This window comes from Pseudomonas palleroniana, assembly GCF_022836895.1.
Lineage (GTDB): Bacteria > Pseudomonadota > Gammaproteobacteria > Pseudomonadales > Pseudomonadaceae > Aquipseudomonas > Aquipseudomonas palleroniana.
In genome coordinates, this window is sequence record NZ_CP092411.1 from 382568 (window position 1) to 403403 (window position 20836).

Below are 20836 nucleotides of genomic sequence, written 5' to 3' on the forward strand. Positions count from 1 at the left end.
ATTGGCCACCCACACCGTTATCACGGTGGAGCTGCGCCCGCGGCCCCGACTTGGCGTCACCCGCCTATTTAATAATTAAAAAATCCTTATCACTGCTCAGAGCATTCGCAATACAGGCGTCAACCATGCACCAACATCTACTTGAACAAAAAAGACTGCAGTTGTGCAGCCACCCGCTATTTATAGAAATAACTTCACTCCGTAAGTTACAAATCTTTATGGAGCACCACGTATTTGCCGTTTGGGACTTCATGACACTGACCAAACGCTTGCAGCAGGACCTGACCTGCACCGGGATCCCCTGGTTCCCACCCTCCGACCCACACGCGGCCCGCCTGATCAATGAAATCGTGTTGGCCGAGGAGTCGGACGAGCATCCAACTCGCGGCTACAGCAGTCACTTCGAGCTGTACCTGGATGCAATGGCAGAAGTGGGCGCCAGCACACTTGCGATCACACGCTTCATTGACCTGCAGCTTCAGGAAGTGGAGGCAAACGCAGCCTTGCAAGCCGTCAGCGCGCCCCTTGGCGTTGCTCGCTTCGTTGACTGCACGTTGCAGATCGCCTGGAACGCACCCAGCCATTGTGTGGCGGCAGCCTTCCTGCACGGCCGCGAAAGCGTCATTCCGTCGATGTTCGAACGCATCTCGCGCAGCCACGGATTCATTGAGCGTGAGGCACCTACCTTCCATCACTACCTCAACCGCCATATCGAGATGGACAGCCACGCGCATGGCCCGGCAGCCCATCAGTTGCTCCAGCGCCTGATCGGCGCAGACCCGACGCGCCAGAAACAGGCCGACAGCACTGCAATCAGCGCCATGGAAAGCCGCATCCTGTTTTGGAACGACGTGCAGGCCTCGATGCGAGAGGCGCACCCATGAATACCATTGGCTACCGCTCGTTTGCCGAAGACTGGGAACGTCGTGCAACCATCCGCATTCGCCCCCGACGCCTGCTGGAGAAAGACGAAAAATTAATCTACCCCCTATGCCGCCAACCGCTGGTACTCAGCGAGACCTTTCTTGACCATTGCCCGCAATGGCGCGACTTCGTACTGGCGCAAAGCTTTTACCAATTCGTCAATAATGTGGTGATCTTCGAAACCGAGATCGTCGACAAGACCGCCCGCAGCATTGCCAAAAACGGCTTCTCGCTGCCTTTCCCGGCGGCCTGTCGCATCGACGCGATGACCGTCGTGATCGATGAGGATTACCACGCACTGGTCGCACTGGACTTCCTGCAGCAAGCCGTGCACATGACGGGTATTGAGCCTCTCGAACTCCCCCGGCAAATCGAGCTGAGCCGCGCCCTGCCGGCAGCGCAGGCGGGCGCTCCGGCGCACTTGCACGATGCCGTGGAGTTGATTGCCGTGGCCATTGCCGAAAATACGGTGACGCAGGACGTAGCGGCGTTCTCCAAGGACGACAGCGTCAAGCGGTCCATCCGTGGCTTGATGGCTGATCACTTGGCTGACGAGGGGCGCCACGCGCAATTCTGGACGCAGTTGGTACGTCTCTACTGGCAGGGGGCAAGCCCGGAGGACCGTGACAGCATTGCTGAAATCCTGCCGGTTTTCCTGGCGCATTACCTGACCAATGAGCTGCAGAAGGACTTCGATCTGCACCTGATCGAGCATTTGGATATCGATCTCGACATCCGCGTGACACTGCGCCATGAGATCGGCGCGATGGACTTTCCTATTACTCGCCGGCATCCGCTGGTGGGCAACATCATGAGTTTTCTACATCACAGCGGTGTGCTGCAAACCCCCAGTGTCGCCCAGGCTTTAAATGACTACCTGGCCCAGCCGGGGAGGTTGGCATGAGGTGCTTGACGATTGGATGGGGCGCCACAAGCGAGGCCCTCGGGGCCATCAGGCAGATGATGGAACAGTACGGGCACGCAGCCGGGGTGGAGGCGGTCGATCTGGTGATCGAGGACGGTAGCCAACCGCTGCCGAGTGTATTTGCCGACACACCCCGGCTGAGCCTGCGCGTGGGCATCGGCCCGATCGGTGCACACGGGCTGCCTGCACTCCAGTTTCGCTGTTACAACCGTGAGCGGTGCCTGCTGGCCGTGCATGACGTTTGCGCGCAGCCAAGCGGTAACGGCCAGAGGCTGCGCCAAGAGGCAACGAACGCACTGGTGGAATGGGTCGCCGTGCTGGTCAGCGATTTCTCGAGAGACCCCGATTATTTCTGCGCACCGGTCACGGTTAACGAATGGCCCGAACACGGTTTGCAAGGGCTGGAAGCATTGGCGTTTTTGCACCGTTTCAATCGTAGCGCGCAACCGGCACTGTTACAGGCAGCCCAAGTCCCCATGATCGAACGGTTGCAGGCGAGCCTTCAGGCCTACGCCCATCGGCCTGCGCTGAATATCGCGGGGCAGGTGCTGACTTATCACCAACTTCACGCATACGCCTTGGCGATACAGCAGCAATTGGTACCCCTGCTGGGAAGCCGTGAGACACCCCAGGTAATCGGCGTGTGCCTGGAAAAGTCCGTCGAACTCTACGCCAGCGTTCTCGCGGTGCTGGGGTGCGGCGCAGTGTATTTACCCCTGTCACCCGATCACCCGGTGCAGCGCCAACACAGCATGCTGGAAAGCATCGGAGCCTGCATGCTGTTGGAAGACGGCCGGCACCCTCTAAGGGAGCATTTCGATACACTGGATGTCAGCAGGATCGACCCGCGCCACAGCGATTGCACGCAGCCGCTGATGCATTATCGGCCTTGTGTAGACGCGCCTTGCATGGCGTTGTTTACCTCGGGCAGCACGGGTCAACCCAAGGGCGTATTGCTCAGCCAACACAACCTGGCGCACTTCACCGCCTGGCTCGGTGCCTGCGTGATGATGGATCAGCAGAGTCGTGTGCTGCAGTTTTCGCCGTTGAGTTTCGATTCGTCGCTGATCGACATATTCCCGGCCCTGATGGCTGGCGCCGAGTTGATTGTGCCTGCCGCAGAACAACGGCTGGATCCTCTGCAACTGGTCGAGTTGATTCGTCAGCAGCGCGTCACCCATGGGTTTCTACCGCCAGCATTGCTTAGCATCCTACCGCTGGACCAACCATTGGGCCTTACCCATGTGCTCACCGGTGGCGACTTCTGCGAGCCTTACGTGATCGAGCGACTGGCGGGCCAGTGCCAGTTGCACAACCTCTACGGCCCCACTGAAGCCACGGTACTGACGACCCACCGGACATTCCAGCTGGGTGACAGCCATCGCAACATCGGCCGTCCCATTGCCAACAGCCAAGTGATGATCCTCGACGAGCACCTGCGTCCGGTGGAGGATCAGGTGGTCGGCGAACTGTATATCGCCGGCCCCGGCGTGAGCCTGGGCTACGTGAACGCAGCATCGCAGGCCGACAGCCCTTTTGTTACGCTGACCTTGCCGGACGGACAGTTGCTGGCGACTTACCGCAGCGGCGATCTGGCCAAGTGGACGCAAACCGGAATCGAGCTGTGCGGTCGCCGGGATGACCAGATCAAGATCCGTGGCTTTCGAGTCGAACCCCAGGAGATCGAGCAGTGCCTGCGCAACAGTCGCCTGTTCCGCCAGGTGGCCGTGGTGACCACTCCAATGCAAAGGATCATCGGTTTTGCCGCTCAGCCGGAGCCCGGCGCCACACTGGCAAGCCTCAAGGAACACGCGCGACAGTGGCTGCCTGAATACATGCAACCCGTGAGCTGGAGCGAGTTGCCAAGCATGCCCCGCTCAAGCAATGGCAAGATTGATCGCCAGGCGTTACGAGCACTGTCGCCTCCTGCCGCTCGTGAGGTGACTCATTACACGGCACAAACCCCTCTTCAAGCGCAGTTGATGGAACTGTGGGCGGAGTTACTCGGGTTGGCTGTGCACGAGTTGTCTATCGACGACAGCTTTTTCAACCGGGGCGGTCACTCCATTCTGCTGTCGAACCTCTTGTTGCGTCTGCGCGAACGGTTTGGCCGCTGCCCTTCCTTGAGCCGTTTCTTCGAAACACCCACGATCCGTACGCTTGCAGCGCTGATGGAGGGCTGCGCACTGCCCCAGACACCCTCAAGCCTGATGGAGAAAGATGCGACAAGGGGGCTGGGGGTCGAGATGCTGCATGGAAACTGTGCAGGTGACCCGCGCAAGGTCATTGTCACAGGGGCCAACAGCTTTGTCGGGGTCCATATTGTCCAAGCGCTGCTGGATGGCGGAGCACAGGAAGTGGCGTGCCTGATCCGGGAGCTGCCTGGCGATTGCGCGGCGGCTCGGTTCAGCGAGGCGTTACGAGCCTATCGCCTGGAACAACATCTGGACCTGAGCCGCGTGCGGGTGTACCCCGCTGACATGCGCTTGCCTCGCCTGGGCCTTGCCTGCGACGTGTATGAGCACCTCGCGCGCAGTTACGGTGTGTTGGTGCACAACGCCGCCCAGGTCAATCACGTAATGGATTACGCCTTACTCGCCAAGGACAACGTCGAGCCGATCTTTGAGTGCCTGCGCCTTTGCGAAACCTATTGCAAGAAGGTATTCAATTTCATTTCGACACTGTCCGCCTGCAGCAGTATCGACGCCCATAGGCACGTTCTAGAAACCGGTGCCGCGAGTACGTTGCCGCTCTATATGAAAAATGGCTACAACCTGTCCAAGTGGGTCGCTGAACGCTTGCTGGGACGTGCCGTCGCGCAAGGCGCCTGGGTGAATATCCTGCGACCGGGGAACATCAGTTTCAACAGTCAAAGTGGCGTTTGCCAGCCGCAGAAAAATCGGTTGATGTTGATGCTCAAGGGGTCCCTGCAATTGGGGCTGGCGCCACAGCTGGATGTGAATTTCGATCTGATGCCCGTAGATTTCCTGGCCCGCTTCATAGCGTTCCACGGTTCATGTTTTTGCGCTGGGCGAAATGTTTTCAACCTGCACAACCCACAACCCTTGAGCTGGGATCAGTATCTCGATGCGTTCAGCCAGGCTGGGCACATTTTCCAACGGGTAAGCATTGAACAGTGGCAACGGTCACTGCGCGCAGTAAGCCGTGATAATGCGTTGTTTGGTGTGTTGGGTTTCTATCTGGGCGTGCTGGGTGAGGATATCGGTGACACGTCGATGATCTGTTATGACAACGCACGCTGGGGGGTGGAGAAGATGGGTACACATTACCCGCCAAAAGACCCGGCATTGCTACGTAAGGGTTGCGACTACCTCAGGACCACCGGCTTTCTCTGAATTGCTTCAGGACATCTTCATGAAACCGCTACAACCCGATACGTTAATCCGTAACCCTAACGGCACACCGATCCTGGCCTCCATCGTTGTCCCTTGCGAGGCAACTCGCCTGTGGGCGTTGGTGGGCAACTTCGCAGGCTTTGATGCCTTCGTTCCAGGCCTGTCGCGCATTGAGATGACCGGCGCAGGCGTGGGTGCATTGCGCACGAAATTTTTCGACAATGGGCATTGCGTCGTGGAGCAACTCAACAGTCGAGACGAAGCCGCCATGTCGATGACGTGGACCACCCTCTACAACACCTTGGGCTTGGCCCAATTCTGGGCGGCGATGAGTGTGCAAGCACTTGGCGCAAGCAGCTCCAGGGCCACCTGGACGCTTGTGGGTGAGCCATTGGCTTCAACGCAAGTAGAGTTCGAAGCGTTTGTGCAGGCGTTCGCGGACAGCGCACTGCGTAATGTGCGCCGAATGCTTAGCTGAGCACTCGGAGCGAGTGGTCTCGCTCCGGTGCAGCACGGTTAGATCTTGAAGCTATCGACCAATTGCTTCAATCGGCTTGCCTGTTGGGACAGGGCATCGCAGTCCCTCAGCGTTTCGTTGAGGTTGGCCACACCCTGCTGGTTAAGCAGATTGATCTGGTTGATGTCGACATTGAGGGTTTCAACCACAGCGGTTTGCTCCTCGGTGGCGGCAGCCACCGATTGGTTCATACCGTCGATTTCTACGATCCGCTGGGTCACGCTGACCAACCGTTCACCCGCCTGATTGGCGACTTCAACGCTCTCCTCGCTGGAGGCCTGGCTGGCATTCATAGTGGTCACGGCTTCACGCGAGCCCACTTGCAGGGAAGTGATCATTTTGTGGATCTCTTCCGCCGACTCTTGCGTACGATGCGCCAGGTTACGCACCTCATCCGCCACCACGGCAAACCCACGCCCGGCTTCACCCGCACGAGCGGCTTCGATCGCTGCGTTAAGGGCCAACAAGTTGGTTTGCTGGGAAATGCCTTTGATCACATCAAGAATGTGACCGATGTTGTCGGTGCTGGCGTTCAGGGTTTCGATCTGAGTGCAGGACAAACTGATCTTCTGCGACAACTCCGACATTGCCTGGATAGTTTGCTCAACGACCTTGCGACCATCGTCAGCCTGTTCGCTGGCGCCACTGGCGTGCTGCGAAGCATCAGCAGCGTTACGTGCGATTTCCTGGGTGGCGGCGCCCAGTTCGTTGATCGCCGCAGCCACGCTATTGGTACGTGCACTCTGCTCATCGGAACCGATGATCGACGCATTGGATGAGGCCATCACGCGTTGGGACAGATCATGCACCTGACGCGTTGCCGACGACACTTCGGAAATGGAAGCGTGGATACGCTCAACGAACTGGTTGAACGCGCTACCCACTTCACCGAATTCGTCTTTGCTGGTCACGTCGAGACGGCGGGTCAAGTCGCCTTCCCCCTGAGCAATGTCTTGCATAGCAACGCCCATGGTCGTCAACGGACGCAGCAATACCTGAATCAACAGACTCAGAAGCACTGCGATAGCTATCACAGCGACCAACATCGCAATCAATGCCGAGGTGCGGAACTTGCCTAGTGGCGCGTAGGCTTTGTCTTTGTCGATCGACAGACCAATGTACCAGTCTGCGCCTGGCAAACCGCTGATGGGGGTGAACGAGAGGATGCGATCCTGACCATTGAGGACTACGTCCTGGTTGGCTTTCTCGATACGCAGGTTGGTGCCAGGGTAGATATCCTTCAGGTTTTTCATCACCTGGTCCTGGTCAGGGCTGACGATGACCTGGCCGTCGCCACTCACCAGGAACGCATGACCGATACCGCCGAAGTCGACCGAGTTGATGATCTTCACCAGGGTTTGCAGGCTCAAGTCACCGCCAACAACGCCGAGCAACTCGCCGTTCTTTTTCACTGGCATGGCGATCGTCACGATCTGCCCACCCACAGCCGCCATATAAGGAGGAGTAAGCATGGGTTTGTCGGCCACTACTGCTTGCTTGTACCAAGGGCGCTGACGCGGGTCATAGCCGTCAGGCATCTTCGCGTCGGGGCGCTGGGTGAACACGCCGTTGGTTTGACCCACATAAGTGAACTGGAAATTCGATGTGAACGCTGGCTGATCGACCAACCCAGGAAGGTCGGCACCGCTGCCTTGATGGGCAATGTTTTGCGTCAGGTTTTCGAGTACCAAAATGCGCCCACTGAGCCAGTTCTGCACGCTGCTGGCGGTGAGTTCACCGGACTGCTGAATGGACGATGCCAAATTTTGCTTGATGGTACTGCGCTGCAGGTAGTCGTTGTAGAGCGTGAATAATGCGAAGGCCAAAACCACGACGCCTGACGCGGCCAACAGAATTTTATGACTGAACTTAAGATTCATTTCATCGACTTCTTTTGCCAAAGGGGGATGAGCGTGCCGAGTGGAACATTCCATGTAAGGGATAGGCGGACTCTTGGGCCGCTCTATTTCAGTGCACGCATGGCTCATCAGGCTTTCGGCCAAGAATCGATAAATCTTAGAAATATTGTGAGAGGTGTCCTGTTTGAGCGTAGGAAAGAGACAGGCGGTAGTTCTGTCGTCCATTGCCGCAGCGCAAGTGCTGGCAACGCGCGTAGGGGCCCAGGGCTGGGTTTGATGCTGGGGCAGCATACCCCCTTAAACGACAAAACCCCTGTCTGCATTGGCAGACAGGGGTTTCGGAATTTAATCTTGACGATGACCTACTCTCACATGGGGAAACCCCACACTACCATCGGCGATGCATCGTTTCACTGCTGAGTTCGGGATGGGATCAGGTGGTTCCAATGCTCTATGGTCGTCAAGAAATTCTGTATACCAGTCCGTTGCATTTGCAACGTGCCGGTGAATTTCATGTGCTTCTACATAAAACAAAACCCCATCTGCTTTCGCAAATGGGGTTTCGGAATTTAATCTTGACGATGACCTACTCTCACATGGGGAAACCCCACACTACCATCGGCGATGCATCGTTTCACTGCTGAGTTCGGGATGGGATCAGGTGGTTCCAATGCTCTATGGTCGTCAAGAAATTCGGGTACTGAGTCGCAGCCAGTCGGCTTCGCTTCAGCAAATTGGGTATGTAATAGAAGTCGGTGTCTTGTGAGCGTCGAACTTTCGGTTCATAGCGTCTTCACACACCGCAATCTGGCCTTTCGACTCAAATTGCTTGGGTGTTATATGGTCAAGCCTCACGGGCAATTAGTATTGGTTAGCTCAACGCCTCACAGCGCTTACACACCCAACCTATCAACGTCGTAGTCTTCGACGGCCCTTCAGGGAACTCAAGGTTCCAGTGAGATCTCATCTTGAGGCTAGTTTCCCGCTTAGATGCTTTCAGCGGTTATCTATTCCGAACATAGCTACCCGGCAATGCCACTGGCGTGACAACCGGAACACCAGAGGTTCGTCCACTCCGGTCCTCTCGTACTAGGAGCAGCCCCTCTCAAATCTCAAACGTCCACGGCAGATAGGGACCGAACTGTCTCACGACGTTCTAAACCCAGCTCGCGTACCACTTTAAATGGCGAACAGCCATACCCTTGGGACCGGCTTCAGCCCCAGGATGTGATGAGCCGACATCGAGGTGCCAAACACCGCCGTCGATATGAACTCTTGGGCGGTATCAGCCTGTTATCCCCGGAGTACCTTTTATCCGTTGAGCGATGGCCCTTCCATACAGAACCACCGGATCACTAAGACCTACTTTCGTACCTGCTCGACGTGTCTGTCTCGCAGTCAAGCGCGCTTTTGCCTTTATACTCTACGACCGATTTCCGACCGGTCTGAGCGCACCTTCGTACTCCTCCGTTACTCTTTAGGAGGAGACCGCCCCAGTCAAACTACCCACCATACACTGTCCTCGATCCGGATAACGGACCTGAGTTAGAACCTCAAAGTTGCCAGGGTGGTATTTCAAGGATGGCTCCACGCAGACTGGCGTCCACGCTTCAAAGCCTCCCACCTATCCTACACAAGCAAATTCAAAGTCCAGTGCAAAGCTATAGTAAAGGTTCACGGGGTCTTTCCGTCTAGCCGCGGATACACTGCATCTTCACAGCGATTTCAATTTCACTGAGTCTCGGGTGGAGACAGCGCCGCCATCGTTACGCCATTCGTGCAGGTCGGAACTTACCCGACAAGGAATTTCGCTACCTTAGGACCGTTATAGTTACGGCCGCCGTTTACCGGGGCTTCGATCAAGAGCTTCGCGTTAGCTAACCCCATCAATTAACCTTCCGGCACCGGGCAGGCGTCACACCCTATACGTCCACTTTCGTGTTTGCAGAGTGCTGTGTTTTTAATAAACAGTCGCAGCGGCCTGGTATCTTCGACCGGCATGGGCTTACGGAGCAAGTCCTTCACCCTCACCGGCGCACCTTCTCCCGAAGTTACGGTGCCATTTTGCCTAGTTCCTTCACCCGAGTTCTCTCAAGCGCCTTGGTATTCTCTACCCAACCACCTGTGTCGGTTTGGGGTACGGTTCCTGGTTACCTGAAGCTTAGAAGCTTTTCTTGGAAGCATGGCATCAACCACTTCGTCATCTAAAAGATGACTCGTCATCAGCTCTCGGCCTTAGAATCCCGGATTTACCTAAGATTCCAGCCTACCACCTTAAACTTGGACAACCAACGCCAAGCTGGCCTAGCCTTCTCCGTCCCTCCATCGCAATAACCAGAAGTACAGGAATATTAACCTGTTTTCCATCGACTACGCTTTTCAGCCTCGCCTTAGGGACCGACTAACCCTGCGTCGATTAACGTTGCGCAGGAAACCTTGGTCTTTCGGCGTGGGTGTTTTTCACACCCATTGTCGTTACTCATGTCAGCATTCGCACTTCTGATACCTCCAGCAAGCTTCTCAACTCACCTTCACAGGCTTACAGAACGCTCCTCTACCGCATCACTTACGTGATACCCGTAGCTTCGGTGTATGGTTTGAGCCCCGTTACATCTTCCGCGCAGGCCGACTCGACTAGTGAGCTATTACGCTTTCTTTAAAGGGTGGCTGCTTCTAAGCCAACCTCCTAGCTGTCTAAGCCTTCCCACATCGTTTCCCACTTAACCATAACTTTGGGACCTTAGCTGACGGTCTGGGTTGTTTCCCTTTTCACGACGGACGTTAGCACCCGCCGTGTGTCTCCCATGCTCGGCACTTGTAGGTATTCGGAGTTTGCATCGGTTTGGTAAGTCGGGATGACCCCCTAGCCGAAACAGTGCTCTACCCCCTACAGTGATACATGAGGCGCTACCTAAATAGCTTTCGAGGAGAACCAGCTATCTCCGAGCTTGATTAGCCTTTCACTCCGATCCACAGGTCATCCGCTAACTTTTCAACGGTAGTCGGTTCGGTCCTCCAGTTAGTGTTACCCAACCTTCAACCTGCCCATGGATAGATCGCCCGGTTTCGGGTCTATTCCCAGCGACTAGACGCCCTATTAAGACTCGCTTTCGCTACGCCTCCCCTATTCGGTTAAGCTCGCCACTGAAAATAAGTCGCTGACCCATTATACAAAAGGTACGCAGTCACAGAACAAAGTCTGCTCCCACTGCTTGTACGCATACGGTTTCAGGATCTATTTCACTCCCCTCTCCGGGGTTCTTTTCGCCTTTCCCTCACGGTACTAGTTCACTATCGGTCAGTCAGTAGTATTTAGCCTTGGAGGATGGTCCCCCCATATTCAGACAAAGTTTCTCGTGCTCCGTCCTACTCGATTTCATGACTAAGAGATTTTCGCGTACAGGGCTATCACCCACTATGGCCGCACTTTCCAGAGCGTTCCGCTAATCTCAAAGCCACTTAAGGGCTAGTCCCCGTTCGCTCGCCACTACTAAGGGAATCTCGGTTGATTTCTTTTCCTCAGGGTACTTAGATGTTTCAGTTCCCCTGGTTCGCTTCTTGCACCTATGTATTCAGTACAAGATAACCATCTTATGATGGCTGGGTTCCCCCATTCAGACATCTCCGGATCAAAGTCTGTTTGCCGACTCCCCGAAGCTTTTCGCAGGCTACCACGTCTTTCATCGCCTCTGACTGCCAAGGCATCCACCGTATGCGCTTCTTCACTTGACCATATAACCCCAAGCAATCTGGTTATACTGTGAAGACGACATTCGCCGAAAATTCGAATTTCTCAACTAAGAGAACTCACAAATTTTACCTTAGCCTGATCCGTTACCAGTGAAAGTAACGTTCAGTCTATCTTTCTATCACATACCCAAATTTTTAAAGAACGATCTAATCAAAGACTAGAAATCAACATTCACCATCACGTCGATGGAATGCTCATTTCTAAGCTTTAAACGTCAGAAGCAGTAGTGGTGGAGCCAAACGGGATCGAACCGTTGACCTCCTGCGTGCAAGGCAGGCGCTCTCCCAGCTGAGCTATGGCCCCGTATTTCTACAGGCGTTTCCCACACAAAATTGGTGGGTCTGGGCAGATTCGAACTGCCGACCTCACCCTTATCAGGGGTGCGCTCTAACCAACTGAGCTACAGACCCAATTTCGGGCTGCTTCTTATCGTCTTCTTCAATGAATCAAGCAATTCGTGTGGGAGCTTATGAAGCAGCTGATGTCGTCGATTAAGGAGGTGATCCAGCCGCAGGTTCCCCTACGGCTACCTTGTTACGACTTCACCCCAGTCATGAATCACACCGTGGTAACCGTCCTCCCGAAGGTTAGACTAGCTACTTCTGGTGCAACCCACTCCCATGGTGTGACGGGCGGTGTGTACAAGGCCCGGGAACGTATTCACCGCGACATTCTGATTCGCGATTACTAGCGATTCCGACTTCACGCAGTCGAGTTGCAGACTGCGATCCGGACTACGATCGGTTTTATGGGATTAGCTCCACCTCGCGGCTTGGCAACCCTTTGTACCGACCATTGTAGCACGTGTGTAGCCCAGGCCGTAAGGGCCATGATGACTTGACGTCATCCCCACCTTCCTCCGGTTTGTCACCGGCAGTCTCCTTAGAGTGCCCACCATAACGTGCTGGTAACTAAGGACAAGGGTTGCGCTCGTTACGGGACTTAACCCAACATCTCACGACACGAGCTGACGACAGCCATGCAGCACCTGTCTCAATGTTCCCGAAGGCACCAATCCATCTCTGGAAAGTTCATTGGATGTCAAGGCCTGGTAAGGTTCTTCGCGTTGCTTCGAATTAAACCACATGCTCCACCGCTTGTGCGGGCCCCCGTCAATTCATTTGAGTTTTAACCTTGCGGCCGTACTCCCCAGGCGGTCAACTTAATGCGTTAGCTGCGCCACTAAAAGCTCAAGGCTTCCAACGGCTAGTTGACATCGTTTACGGCGTGGACTACCAGGGTATCTAATCCTGTTTGCTCCCCACGCTTTCGCACCTCAGTGTCAGTATCAGTCCAGGTGGTCGCCTTCGCCACTGGTGTTCCTTCCTATATCTACGCATTTCACCGCTACACAGGAAATTCCACCACCCTCTACCATACTCTAGTCAGTCAGTTTTGAATGCAGTTCCCAGGTTGAGCCCGGGGATTTCACATCCAACTTAACAAACCACCTACGCGCGCTTTACGCCCAGTAATTCCGATTAACGCTTGCACCCTCTGTATTACCGCGGCTGCTGGCACAGAGTTAGCCGGTGCTTATTCTGTCGGTAACGTCAAAACAGTTACGTATTAGGCAACTGCCCTTCCTCCCAACTTAAAGTGCTTTACAATCCGAAGACCTTCTTCACACACGCGGCATGGCTGGATCAGGCTTTCGCCCATTGTCCAATATTCCCCACTGCTGCCTCCCGTAGGAGTCTGGACCGTGTCTCAGTTCCAGTGTGACTGATCATCCTCTCAGACCAGTTACGGATCGTCGCCTTGGTGAGCCATTACCTCACCAACTAGCTAATCCGACCTAGGCTCATCTGATAGCGCAAGGCCCGAAGGTCCCCTGCTTTCTCCCGTAGGACGTATGCGGTATTAGCGTCCGTTTCCGAACGTTATCCCCCACTACCAGGCAGATTCCTAGGCATTACTCACCCGTCCGCCGCTCTCAAGAGAAGCAAGCTTCTCTCTACCGCTCGACTTGCATGTGTTAGGCCTGCCGCCAGCGTTCAATCTGAGCCATGATCAAACTCTTCAGTTCAAACATCTTTGGGTTTTTAAGAAACCCTAAACTTGGCTCAGCAATCGTTGGTTACATCTTTGATTTCTCGCGGAGTAACTTGTGATGCTGATAATCTTGTTGACTATCAGTCTGACTCCACAAGCACCCACACGAATTGCTTGATTCAGTTGTTAAAGAGCGGTTGGTTAAGTCTTTCGTCTCAACCGAGGCGCGCATTCTACAGCAGCCTCATTTGCTGTCAAGTGATTATTTTCAGAAGCTTTCGAAGATTTCTTCAACAACTTCAACCACTTGCGCTTCCGATCTCTCGTTAGCGGGAGGCGAATTCTACAGCGTTACACGCTGCTGTCAACACCTCTTTTTCTCCGCTTTCGACCGAGAAGATCGAACCGTTGATAGAGCCAAACAACACCGCCCTATCAACTCCTTCTGGGCTTCGATGAACTGAAGCTATTCGCTGCCTGAATCTTCGTAACTTCTTGTTTACCAAGGAGTTTTCAGTTTCGACTGCGCCGGAAGTGGGGCGAATTATAGACAGATATAATTCGCCGTCAACCATTAATTCTTCTTTCCTATCAAACAGTTGCCTTTGTTCAAAAAACAACCAGGCCGCTCCAGCGCCTTCTATATAGAAGACCGCTTTCAGATTACTCCTGCCTCTCTTAAAGCAGCGACACTGGCCGGCATCAATCCCAGAACGTCTTGCAGCACCTTGACGGTATGCTCACCTAATAGAGGAGGCGCACTCCGATACTCCACTGGAGTCTTGGACAACCTGATCGGGCTGGCAACCTGAGGTACCACCCCCGCCAAGCCATGGGGTAGCGTCATCGCCAAGCCACGCGCCCTGACCTGAGGGTCGGCGAACACCTGCGCCAAATCATTGATCGGCCCACACGGCACGCCCACTTGCTCCAACTGTGACACCCACTCAGCCGTCGTCTTGAAGACCGTAGCCTGGCGAATCAACGGAATCAGCTCTGCACGGTTGGCCACTCGCGCCTTATTGGTTGCAAAGCGCGGGTCATCTGCCCACATCGGCCGGCCGGCCACTTCAGCGAACTTACGAAATTGACCGTCGTTACCCACCGTCAATATGAAGTCACCATCAGCCGTGGGGAAATCCTGATAGGGCACGATATTCGGATGCGCATTACCAAGACGCTTTGGCGGCACTCCCGTCGTCAGGTAATTCATGGCTTGGTTAGCCAGACATGCCACCTGCACATCCAACAGAGCCATATCGATATGCTGGCCACCACCATCATGATCCCGATGAGCCAGCGCGGCGAGGATCGCCACGGTCGAGTAAAGCCCCGTCAGGATGTCGGTCAACGCCACGCCAACCTTCACCGGCCCAGCCCCATCATCACCCTCGGGTCGACCGGTCAGACTCATGAGTCCGCCCAGCCCCTGAATCATAAAGTCGTAACCGGGACGCGTCGCATAAGGCCCCGTCTGGCCGAAGCCCGTTATCGAGCAATAGATCAGCTCCGGATTGAGCTCCTTGAGCGACTCATAATCCAGCCCATAGGCTGCCAGCCCACCCACCTTGAAGTTCTCGATCAGGATGTCGGACTTGGCCGCCAGGTCGCGTACCAGTTTCTGCCCCTCTGGCCGCGTGAAATCGATGGTCACCGACTCCTTGTTACGATTCGCCGACAGATAATACGCCGCCTCGCTGGTGCTCTCGCCATCAGCGTCCTTGAGGAACGGCGGACCCCATGCTCGCGTATCGTCGCCCACACCTGGCCGCTCGACCTTGATGACTTCCGCCCCAAGGTCCGCGAGAATCTGCCCGGACCATGGCCCCGCCAATACTCGCGATAAATCCAGCACCCTCAGGTGCGAAAGCGCGCCCATGCCGTGCTCCTATTAATAGAAGGCCTGAAGACCGGTTTGTGCACGCCCCAGGATCAGGGCATGCACGTCATGAGTACCTTCGTAGGTATTCACCACCTCCAGGTTGACCAAGTGACGCGCGACGCCGAACTCATCGGAGATACCGTTACCCCCCAGCATGTCCCGCGCCATACGCGCGATATCCAGGGACTTGCCACACGAGTTGCGCTTCATGATCGAGGTAATCTCAACCGCGGCCGTACCCTCATCCTTCATGCGCCCCAGACGCAGGCAGCCTTGCAGGGCGAGAGTGATCTCGGTTTGCATGTCGGCCAGCTTCTTCTGGATCAGTTGGGTCGCCGCCAAAGGACGGCCGAACTGCTGACGATCGAGGGTGTATTGACGGGCGGTATGCCAGCAAAATTCAGCTGCACCCAACGCCCCCCAGGAAATACCGTAACGCGCAGAGTTGAGGCAGGTGAACGGCCCTTTCAAACCTCGCACATCCGGGAAGATATTCTCTTGCGGCACAAACACGTTATCCATGACGATCTCGCCAGTGATGGAAGCACGCAACCCAACCTTGCCATGAATCGCCGGAGCGCTCAGACCTTTCCAGCCTTTCTCCAAGACAAAACCACGGATATCACCGGCATCGTCCTTGCCCCACACCACAAACACATCGGCGATGGGGCTATTGGTGATCCACATTTTGGCGCCCGTCAGACTGTAGCCACCCTCCACCTTGCGCGCGCGGGTAATCATTGCGCCCGGGTCAGACCCATGATTGGGTTCGGTCAGGCCAAAACAGCCAATCCATTCGCCAGAGGCCAATTTCGGCAGGTACTTCTGCTTCTGCGCCTCAGTACCAAATTCATTGATCGGCACCATGACCAGTGATGACTGCACACTCATCATCGAACGATAGCCGGAATCTACGCGCTCTACTTCACGCGCAATCAGCCCATAGCTGACGTAGTTCAAACCACTGCCACCGTACTGCTCGGGAATCATCGCCCCCAGCAGGCCGGTTTCCCCCATTTCACGGAAGATCGCAGGGTCGGTTTTTTCATGGCGGAAAGCTTCGAGGACACGCGGCGCCAGCTTGTCCTGGGCAAATTGCTCAGCGCTGTCACGCACCATGCGCTCTTCTTCGGTGAGCTGTTGATCCAACAACAGCGGATCGATCCAGTTGAAGCTTGCCTTGCCAGCCATGAATAAGTCCTCGCGCAAAGAATCAGAAGTCGTGGATGGAGCCTAGGCCGAGCAAACGCAGAGGGCAAACGAGGTTTCCTCATAGGGTTGTGCTAATTTCTCACTTCGAAAACGCCAAGAACCACACACACGCGTTTTATAAGTGAGTACACCGTACATGCGCAGAAAAATCCCCAGTACCACCGCCCTCGTCAGTTTCGAAGCGGCGGCCCGCCACGAGAGCTTTACCAAGGCGGCGCATGAGCTTTCCATTACCCAGGGCGCCATCTGTCGACAGATCGCCAGTCTTGAAGAGTTTTTAAGTGTCGAGCTGTTTCGGCGCTCGCGGCGCGGGGTAAAGCTGACGGAAGCAGGGCTGTCCTATAGCCGTCGCGTCGCCATGCAATTGGATGCCGTGGAACGCGACACCTTGTCGGTCATGGGGCAGCAGGGCACTAATGTCATCGAACTGGCCGTAGTCCCTACTTTCGGCACTCAATGGCTGATCCCACGGCTCAAGGATTTTCAACGCCAGCACCCGGAAGTCACGGTCAACCTGACCAATCGCACGCGCCCCTTTCTGTTTGCCGACACCGAGTTCGATGCCGCAATCTACTTTGGCGATGCCGACTGGTCCGGCACCGAATCCCATCGACTGATGGGTGAAAACCCGGTTCCCGTGTGCAGCCCGCGCTTACTGGGTACCCACACTCACTTCAGCCCCCAGCAGATCGCAGAACTGCCGCTGCTGCAGCAAACCACTCGACCCTATGCCTGGCGCCAATGGTTCAACGCGCAACACTTGAACATACCCCGCGACATGACAGGCCCCCGTTACGAGCTATTCTCGATGTTGTCCCAGGCAGCCATGCATGACATGGGCATCGCCCTGATTCCACCCTTTCTCATCCAACGCGAGCTGGATGAGAGGCAGTTGGTGATTGCCAACGCCAAGGCACTGAGCAGCTCGAAGGCTTACCACCTGATGATTCCCGAGCGAAAAGTCGAATCAGCGTCATTGCACGCATTCAGGGATTGGCTGATCGATCAATCACAACGCTACATCCCAAGCATTTAAAGGGGAAATCCCGGATTATTGACCGTGTAGTCAAATAAATTTTAATCCTACAGATATACGTATATGTCGCATTTAAGCAGACTGTACTGATTGATAAAAAATGAGGCCAAAAGCCACAATCTACATGGCCTGTAGCGACTTAAAACGGCCAATACGCGACCATTCACAGCAACGATGCAAAAAAACCAAAAAAACATCTTAATACCTTTAAACACCTGTATTTAAAGAGGTTATTCCAGTGCATTGCGACAATCAGTCACAGGGTGACTTGTAGTTAATTTTTCGTCACCCGTCATAATCTCTTGAAGGCCGTAAAGTTCGCCTGCAAAATGCCGCGCCCCGCTGTCATTTCAGCGGGATCGTGCTGATCGGCCGCCCCAGATGCGCCACTCGCGGTGCACTGGCCTTTTTACAAAAAGATCAAAAGCAAAAAGATCATGCAGGAGATTTGACGTGCACATTGGTGTTCCTCTCGAAACCCAGACCGGTGAAACGCGGGTGGCTGCCACCCCGGAAACCATCAAGAAGCTGATCGGCCAGGGCCATAAGGTCACTGTGCAAAGCGGAGCGGGCGTCAAAGCCAGCATCGTCGACAGTGCCTATGAAACGGCAGGCGCAACCATTGGCAGTGCCAACGATGCATTGGGTGCCGAGCTGATTCTCAAGGTGGTTGCCCCCAGCGACAGCGAACTGGCGCTGATCAAAAGCGGTACCGTATTGGTGGGCATGCTCAATCCGTTCAGCAACGAAACCATCGCCAAGCTGGCCGAGCACGGCATCACTGCATTCGCACTCGAAGCCGCTCCACGCACGTCGCGGGCCCAGAGCCTGGATGTGCTGTCCTCCCAGGCCAACATTGCCGGCTATAAAGCCGTGTTGCTCGCCGCTCACCACTACCCACGCTTCATGCCGATGCTGATGACCGCCGCAGGCACCGTTAAGGCTGCCCGTGTACTGATCCTGGGTGCCGGGGTTGCCGGTCTCCAGGCTATCGCGACAGCGAAACGTCTGGGTGCAGTGATCGAAGCTTCCGACGTGCGCCCGGCCGTCAAAGAGCAGATCGAATCCCTCGGCGCCAAGTTCGTCGACGTTCCGTACGAAACCGATGAAGAGCGCGAATGCGCCGTCGGTGTCGGTGGTTACGCACGCCCGATGCCGAGCAGCTGGATGCAGCGCCAGGCCCTGGCGGTGCGCGAACGCGCCAAGCAGGCTGACATCATCATCACCACCGCGTTGATTCCAGGCCGTAAGGCACCGACTCTGCTGAGCGCGGAAACGGTTGCACAAATGAAGCCGGGGTCAGTGGTCATCGACCTCGCGGCCGCCCAAGGCGGCAACTGCCCGCTGACCGTGGCTGACCAGGTAGTGGTGGAAAACGGCGTCATCATTTGCGGCCCAACCAACCTGGCCGGTGCCGTCGCCGCGGACGCGTCTGCCTTGTATGCGCGCAACCTGCTGGACTTCCTGAAGCTGGTCTTCACCAAGGAAGGGCAGTTTGAAATCAACCTCGAAGACGACATCGTCGCCGCGTGCCTGATGTGCCGCGACGGCCAAGTCATCCGCAAAAACGCCTAAGCAGGGATTCAGACGATGGAAGAGCTTATCTCCCCCGGTATCTACAACCTGATCATCTTTGTGCTGGCCATTTATGTCGGTTATCACGTGGTCTGGAACGTTACCCCCGCACTGCACACGCCATTGATGGCCGTGACCAACGCTATTTCCGCAATTGTCATCGTCGGCGCCATGCTGGCCGCGGCACTCACCGTGACGCCACTGGGCAAGACCATGGGCACCCTGGCTGTCGCCCTGGCGGCGGTCAACGTATTCGGCGGCTTCCTGGTCACTCGCAGGATGCTGGAGATGTTCAAGAAGAAAGCGCCCAAAGTTAAAGAAGAGGTGCAGAAGTAATGAGTATGAACCTGGTAACGACGCTCTACCTGATCGCGTCGATCTGCTTCATCCAGGCCCTCAAAGGCCTGTCGCACCCCACCACCTCGCGACGTGGCAACCTGTTCGGCATGCTCGGCATGGCGCTGGCTGTACTCACCACCGTAGGCCTCATCTATAAGCTCGGCGCGGAGCTGGCCACCGCCGGTATCGGCTACGTGATTGTCGGCCTGCTGATCGGCGGCACGGCCGGCTCGATCATGGCCAAGCGCGTAGAAATGACCAAGATGCCGGAGCTGGTAGCCTTCATGCACAGCATGATCGGCCTGGCAGCCGTGTTCATCGCGATTGCCGCCGTGGTCGAGCCGCAATCCCTGGGTATCGTCAAACACCTGGGCGACTCGATCCCTGCCGGCAACCGCCTGGAGCTGTTCCTCGGTGCCGCCATCGGTGCGATTACCTTCTCAGGCTCAGTGATCGCGTTCGGCAAACTGTCGGGCAAGTACAAGTTCCGCCTGTTCCAGGGCGCACCCGTACAGTTCGGCGGCCAGCACAAGCTGAACCTGGTGCTCGGCCTCGCAACATTGGGCCTGGGCCTGGCGTTCATGTTCACGGGCAACCTCACAGCGTTCGCGCTGATGCTGGCCCTGGCCTTCGTGCTCGGCGTGCTGATCATCATCCCGATTGGCGGCGCCGACATGCCCGTCGTCGTATCGATGCTCAACAGCTACTCCGGCTGGGCAGCGGCGGGTATCGGCTTCTCGCTGAACAACTCGATGCTGATCATCGCCGGCTCCCTGGTAGGCTCCAGCGGCGCGATCCTGTCGTACATCATGTGCAAGGCAATGAACCGCTCCTTCTTTAATGTATTGCTGGGTGGTTTCGGCAATACCTCGGACGCCGGCGCGGCGACCGGTTCCAAGGAAGCGCGCCCAGTGAAGTCGGGCTCGGCCGACGACGCGACGTTCCTGCTGACCAACGCCGACACCGTGATCATCGTGCCGGGCTATGGCCTCGCGGTGGCTCGGGCGCAACACGCGCTCAAGGAGCTGACCGAGAAGCTGACCCACCACGGTGTCACCGTGAAGTACGCGATCCACCCGGTGGCCGGTCGGATGCCAGGGCACATGAACGTGCTGCTCGCCGAGGCCGAAGTGCCTTACGACCAAGTGTTCGAGATGGAAGACATCAACTCTGAATTCGGCCAGGCCGATGTGGTGCTGGTGTTGGGCGCCAACGACGTGGTCAACCCAGCCGCCAAGAACGACCCGAACTCACCGATCGCCGGCATGCCGATCCTCGAAGCGTTCAAGGCCAAGACGATCATCGTCAACAAACGTTCGATGGCCAGCGGTTACGCCGGCCTGGATAACGAGTTGTTCTACCTGGACAAGACCATGATGGTCTTCGGCGACGCCAAGAAGGTCATCGAAGATATGGTCAAGGCCGTCGAATAACACTGCGCCAGCGCAATACCCAAAACCCTGGC

At 56.0% G+C, this 20836-nt stretch carries 11 protein-coding genes, 2 tRNA genes and 4 rRNA genes; 8 read left to right on the forward strand and 9 right to left on the reverse strand.

All coding sequences use genetic code 11. The annotated features are described in order from the left end of the window. Nucleotides 1–125: 125 nt before the first annotated feature. The 4 genes from MJP36_RS01570 to MJP36_RS01585 are packed head-to-tail and all read left to right on the forward strand — an operon-like array spanning nt 126 to nt 5683. On the forward strand, nt 126–884 hold the full coding sequence (locus tag MJP36_RS01570; RefSeq protein WP_090367678.1) for a DUF3050 domain-containing protein: 759 nt from the start codon (nt 126–128) through the stop codon (nt 882–884). After that, entirely contained in the window at nt 881–1828 is a 948-nt protein-coding gene (locus tag MJP36_RS01575) for a diiron oxygenase (RefSeq protein WP_244384730.1), read from the forward strand. Before MJP36_RS01570 ends, MJP36_RS01575 begins: the two co-directional genes overlap by 4 nt. Continuing rightward, on the forward strand, nt 1825–5205 hold the full coding sequence (locus tag MJP36_RS01580) for an amino acid adenylation domain-containing protein (protein ID WP_244384731.1): 3381 nt from the start codon (nt 1825–1827) through the stop codon (nt 5203–5205). The genes MJP36_RS01575 and MJP36_RS01580 overlap by 4 nt, the downstream gene beginning before the upstream one ends. Nucleotides 5206–5224: 19 nt before the next feature. Then, nucleotides 5225–5683 carry an SRPBCC family protein gene (locus MJP36_RS01585; protein WP_161550380.1) on the forward strand — a complete coding sequence of 153 codons (459 nt, stop codon included), beginning with the start codon at nt 5225–5227 and terminating at the stop codon, nt 5681–5683. A 38-nt stretch (nt 5684–5721) separates the two neighbouring features. Here MJP36_RS01585 and MJP36_RS01590 read toward each other — a convergent pair whose 3' ends face one another. From MJP36_RS01590 to MJP36_RS01630, 9 genes are all read right to left on the reverse strand, one after another. Next, nucleotides 5722–7602, reverse strand: a complete 1881-nt coding sequence (locus MJP36_RS01590) for a methyl-accepting chemotaxis protein (protein WP_060756948.1) — start codon at nt 7600–7602, stop codon at nt 5722–5724. 328 nt (nt 7603–7930) lie between these two features. After that, a 5S ribosomal RNA gene (gene rrf, locus MJP36_RS01595) occupies nt 7931–8046 on the reverse strand. A 108-nt stretch (nt 8047–8154) separates the two neighbouring features. Then, nucleotides 8155–8270, reverse strand: a 5S ribosomal RNA gene (gene rrf / locus MJP36_RS01600). 151 nt (nt 8271–8421) lie between these two features. After that, nucleotides 8422–11313 (reverse strand): 23S ribosomal RNA (locus MJP36_RS01605). Nucleotides 11314–11559: 246 nt separating this feature from the next. Beyond that, a tRNA-Ala gene (locus MJP36_RS01610) sits at nt 11560–11635 on the reverse strand. A 30-nt stretch (nt 11636–11665) separates the two neighbouring features. Continuing rightward, nucleotides 11666–11742 (reverse strand) — tRNA-Ile (locus tag MJP36_RS01615). An 82-nt stretch (nt 11743–11824) separates the two neighbouring features. Beyond that, nucleotides 11825–13361 (reverse strand): 16S ribosomal RNA (locus MJP36_RS01620). Together the 16S, 23S and 5S rRNA genes with 2 tRNA genes alongside form the textbook arrangement of a ribosomal RNA operon. A gap of 624 nt (nt 13362–13985) precedes the next feature. After that, complete coding sequence (locus tag MJP36_RS01625; RefSeq protein WP_090367684.1) at nt 13986–15206, reverse strand: CaiB/BaiF CoA transferase family protein; 1221 nt, start codon at nt 15204–15206, stop codon at nt 13986–13988. Nucleotides 15207–15218: 12 nt separating this feature from the next. After that, complete coding sequence (locus MJP36_RS01630; RefSeq protein WP_090367687.1) at nt 15219–16400, reverse strand: acyl-CoA dehydrogenase; 1182 nt, start codon at nt 16398–16400, stop codon at nt 15219–15221. Between the two features lie 157 nt (nt 16401–16557). Between MJP36_RS01630 and MJP36_RS01635 the strand changes: the two genes are divergently transcribed. From MJP36_RS01635 to MJP36_RS01650, 4 genes are all read left to right on the forward strand, one after another. Continuing rightward, nucleotides 16558–17457: a LysR family transcriptional regulator gene (locus tag MJP36_RS01635; protein WP_244384732.1), complete on the forward strand. Its 900-nt coding sequence runs from the start codon at nt 16558–16560 to the stop codon at nt 17455–17457. Between the two features lie 453 nt (nt 17458–17910). Further along, nucleotides 17911–19032, forward strand: coding sequence for a Re/Si-specific NAD(P)(+) transhydrogenase subunit alpha (locus MJP36_RS01640; protein ID WP_244384737.1), 1122 nt, complete (start codon nt 17911–17913; stop codon nt 19030–19032). 15 nt (nt 19033–19047) lie between these two features. Continuing rightward, the gene (locus tag MJP36_RS01645; protein ID WP_025854291.1) at nt 19048–19368 is read left to right on the forward strand and encodes an NAD(P) transhydrogenase subunit alpha part 2; all 321 of its coding nucleotides are present in this window, start codon (nt 19048–19050) and stop codon (nt 19366–19368) included. Beyond that, nucleotides 19368–20804 carry an NAD(P)(+) transhydrogenase (Re/Si-specific) subunit beta gene (locus tag MJP36_RS01650; RefSeq protein WP_060756465.1) on the forward strand — a complete coding sequence of 479 codons (1437 nt, stop codon included), beginning with the start codon at nt 19368–19370 and terminating at the stop codon, nt 20802–20804. Before MJP36_RS01645 ends, MJP36_RS01650 begins: the two co-directional genes overlap by 1 nt. Nucleotides 20805–20836: the final 32 nt, after the last annotated feature.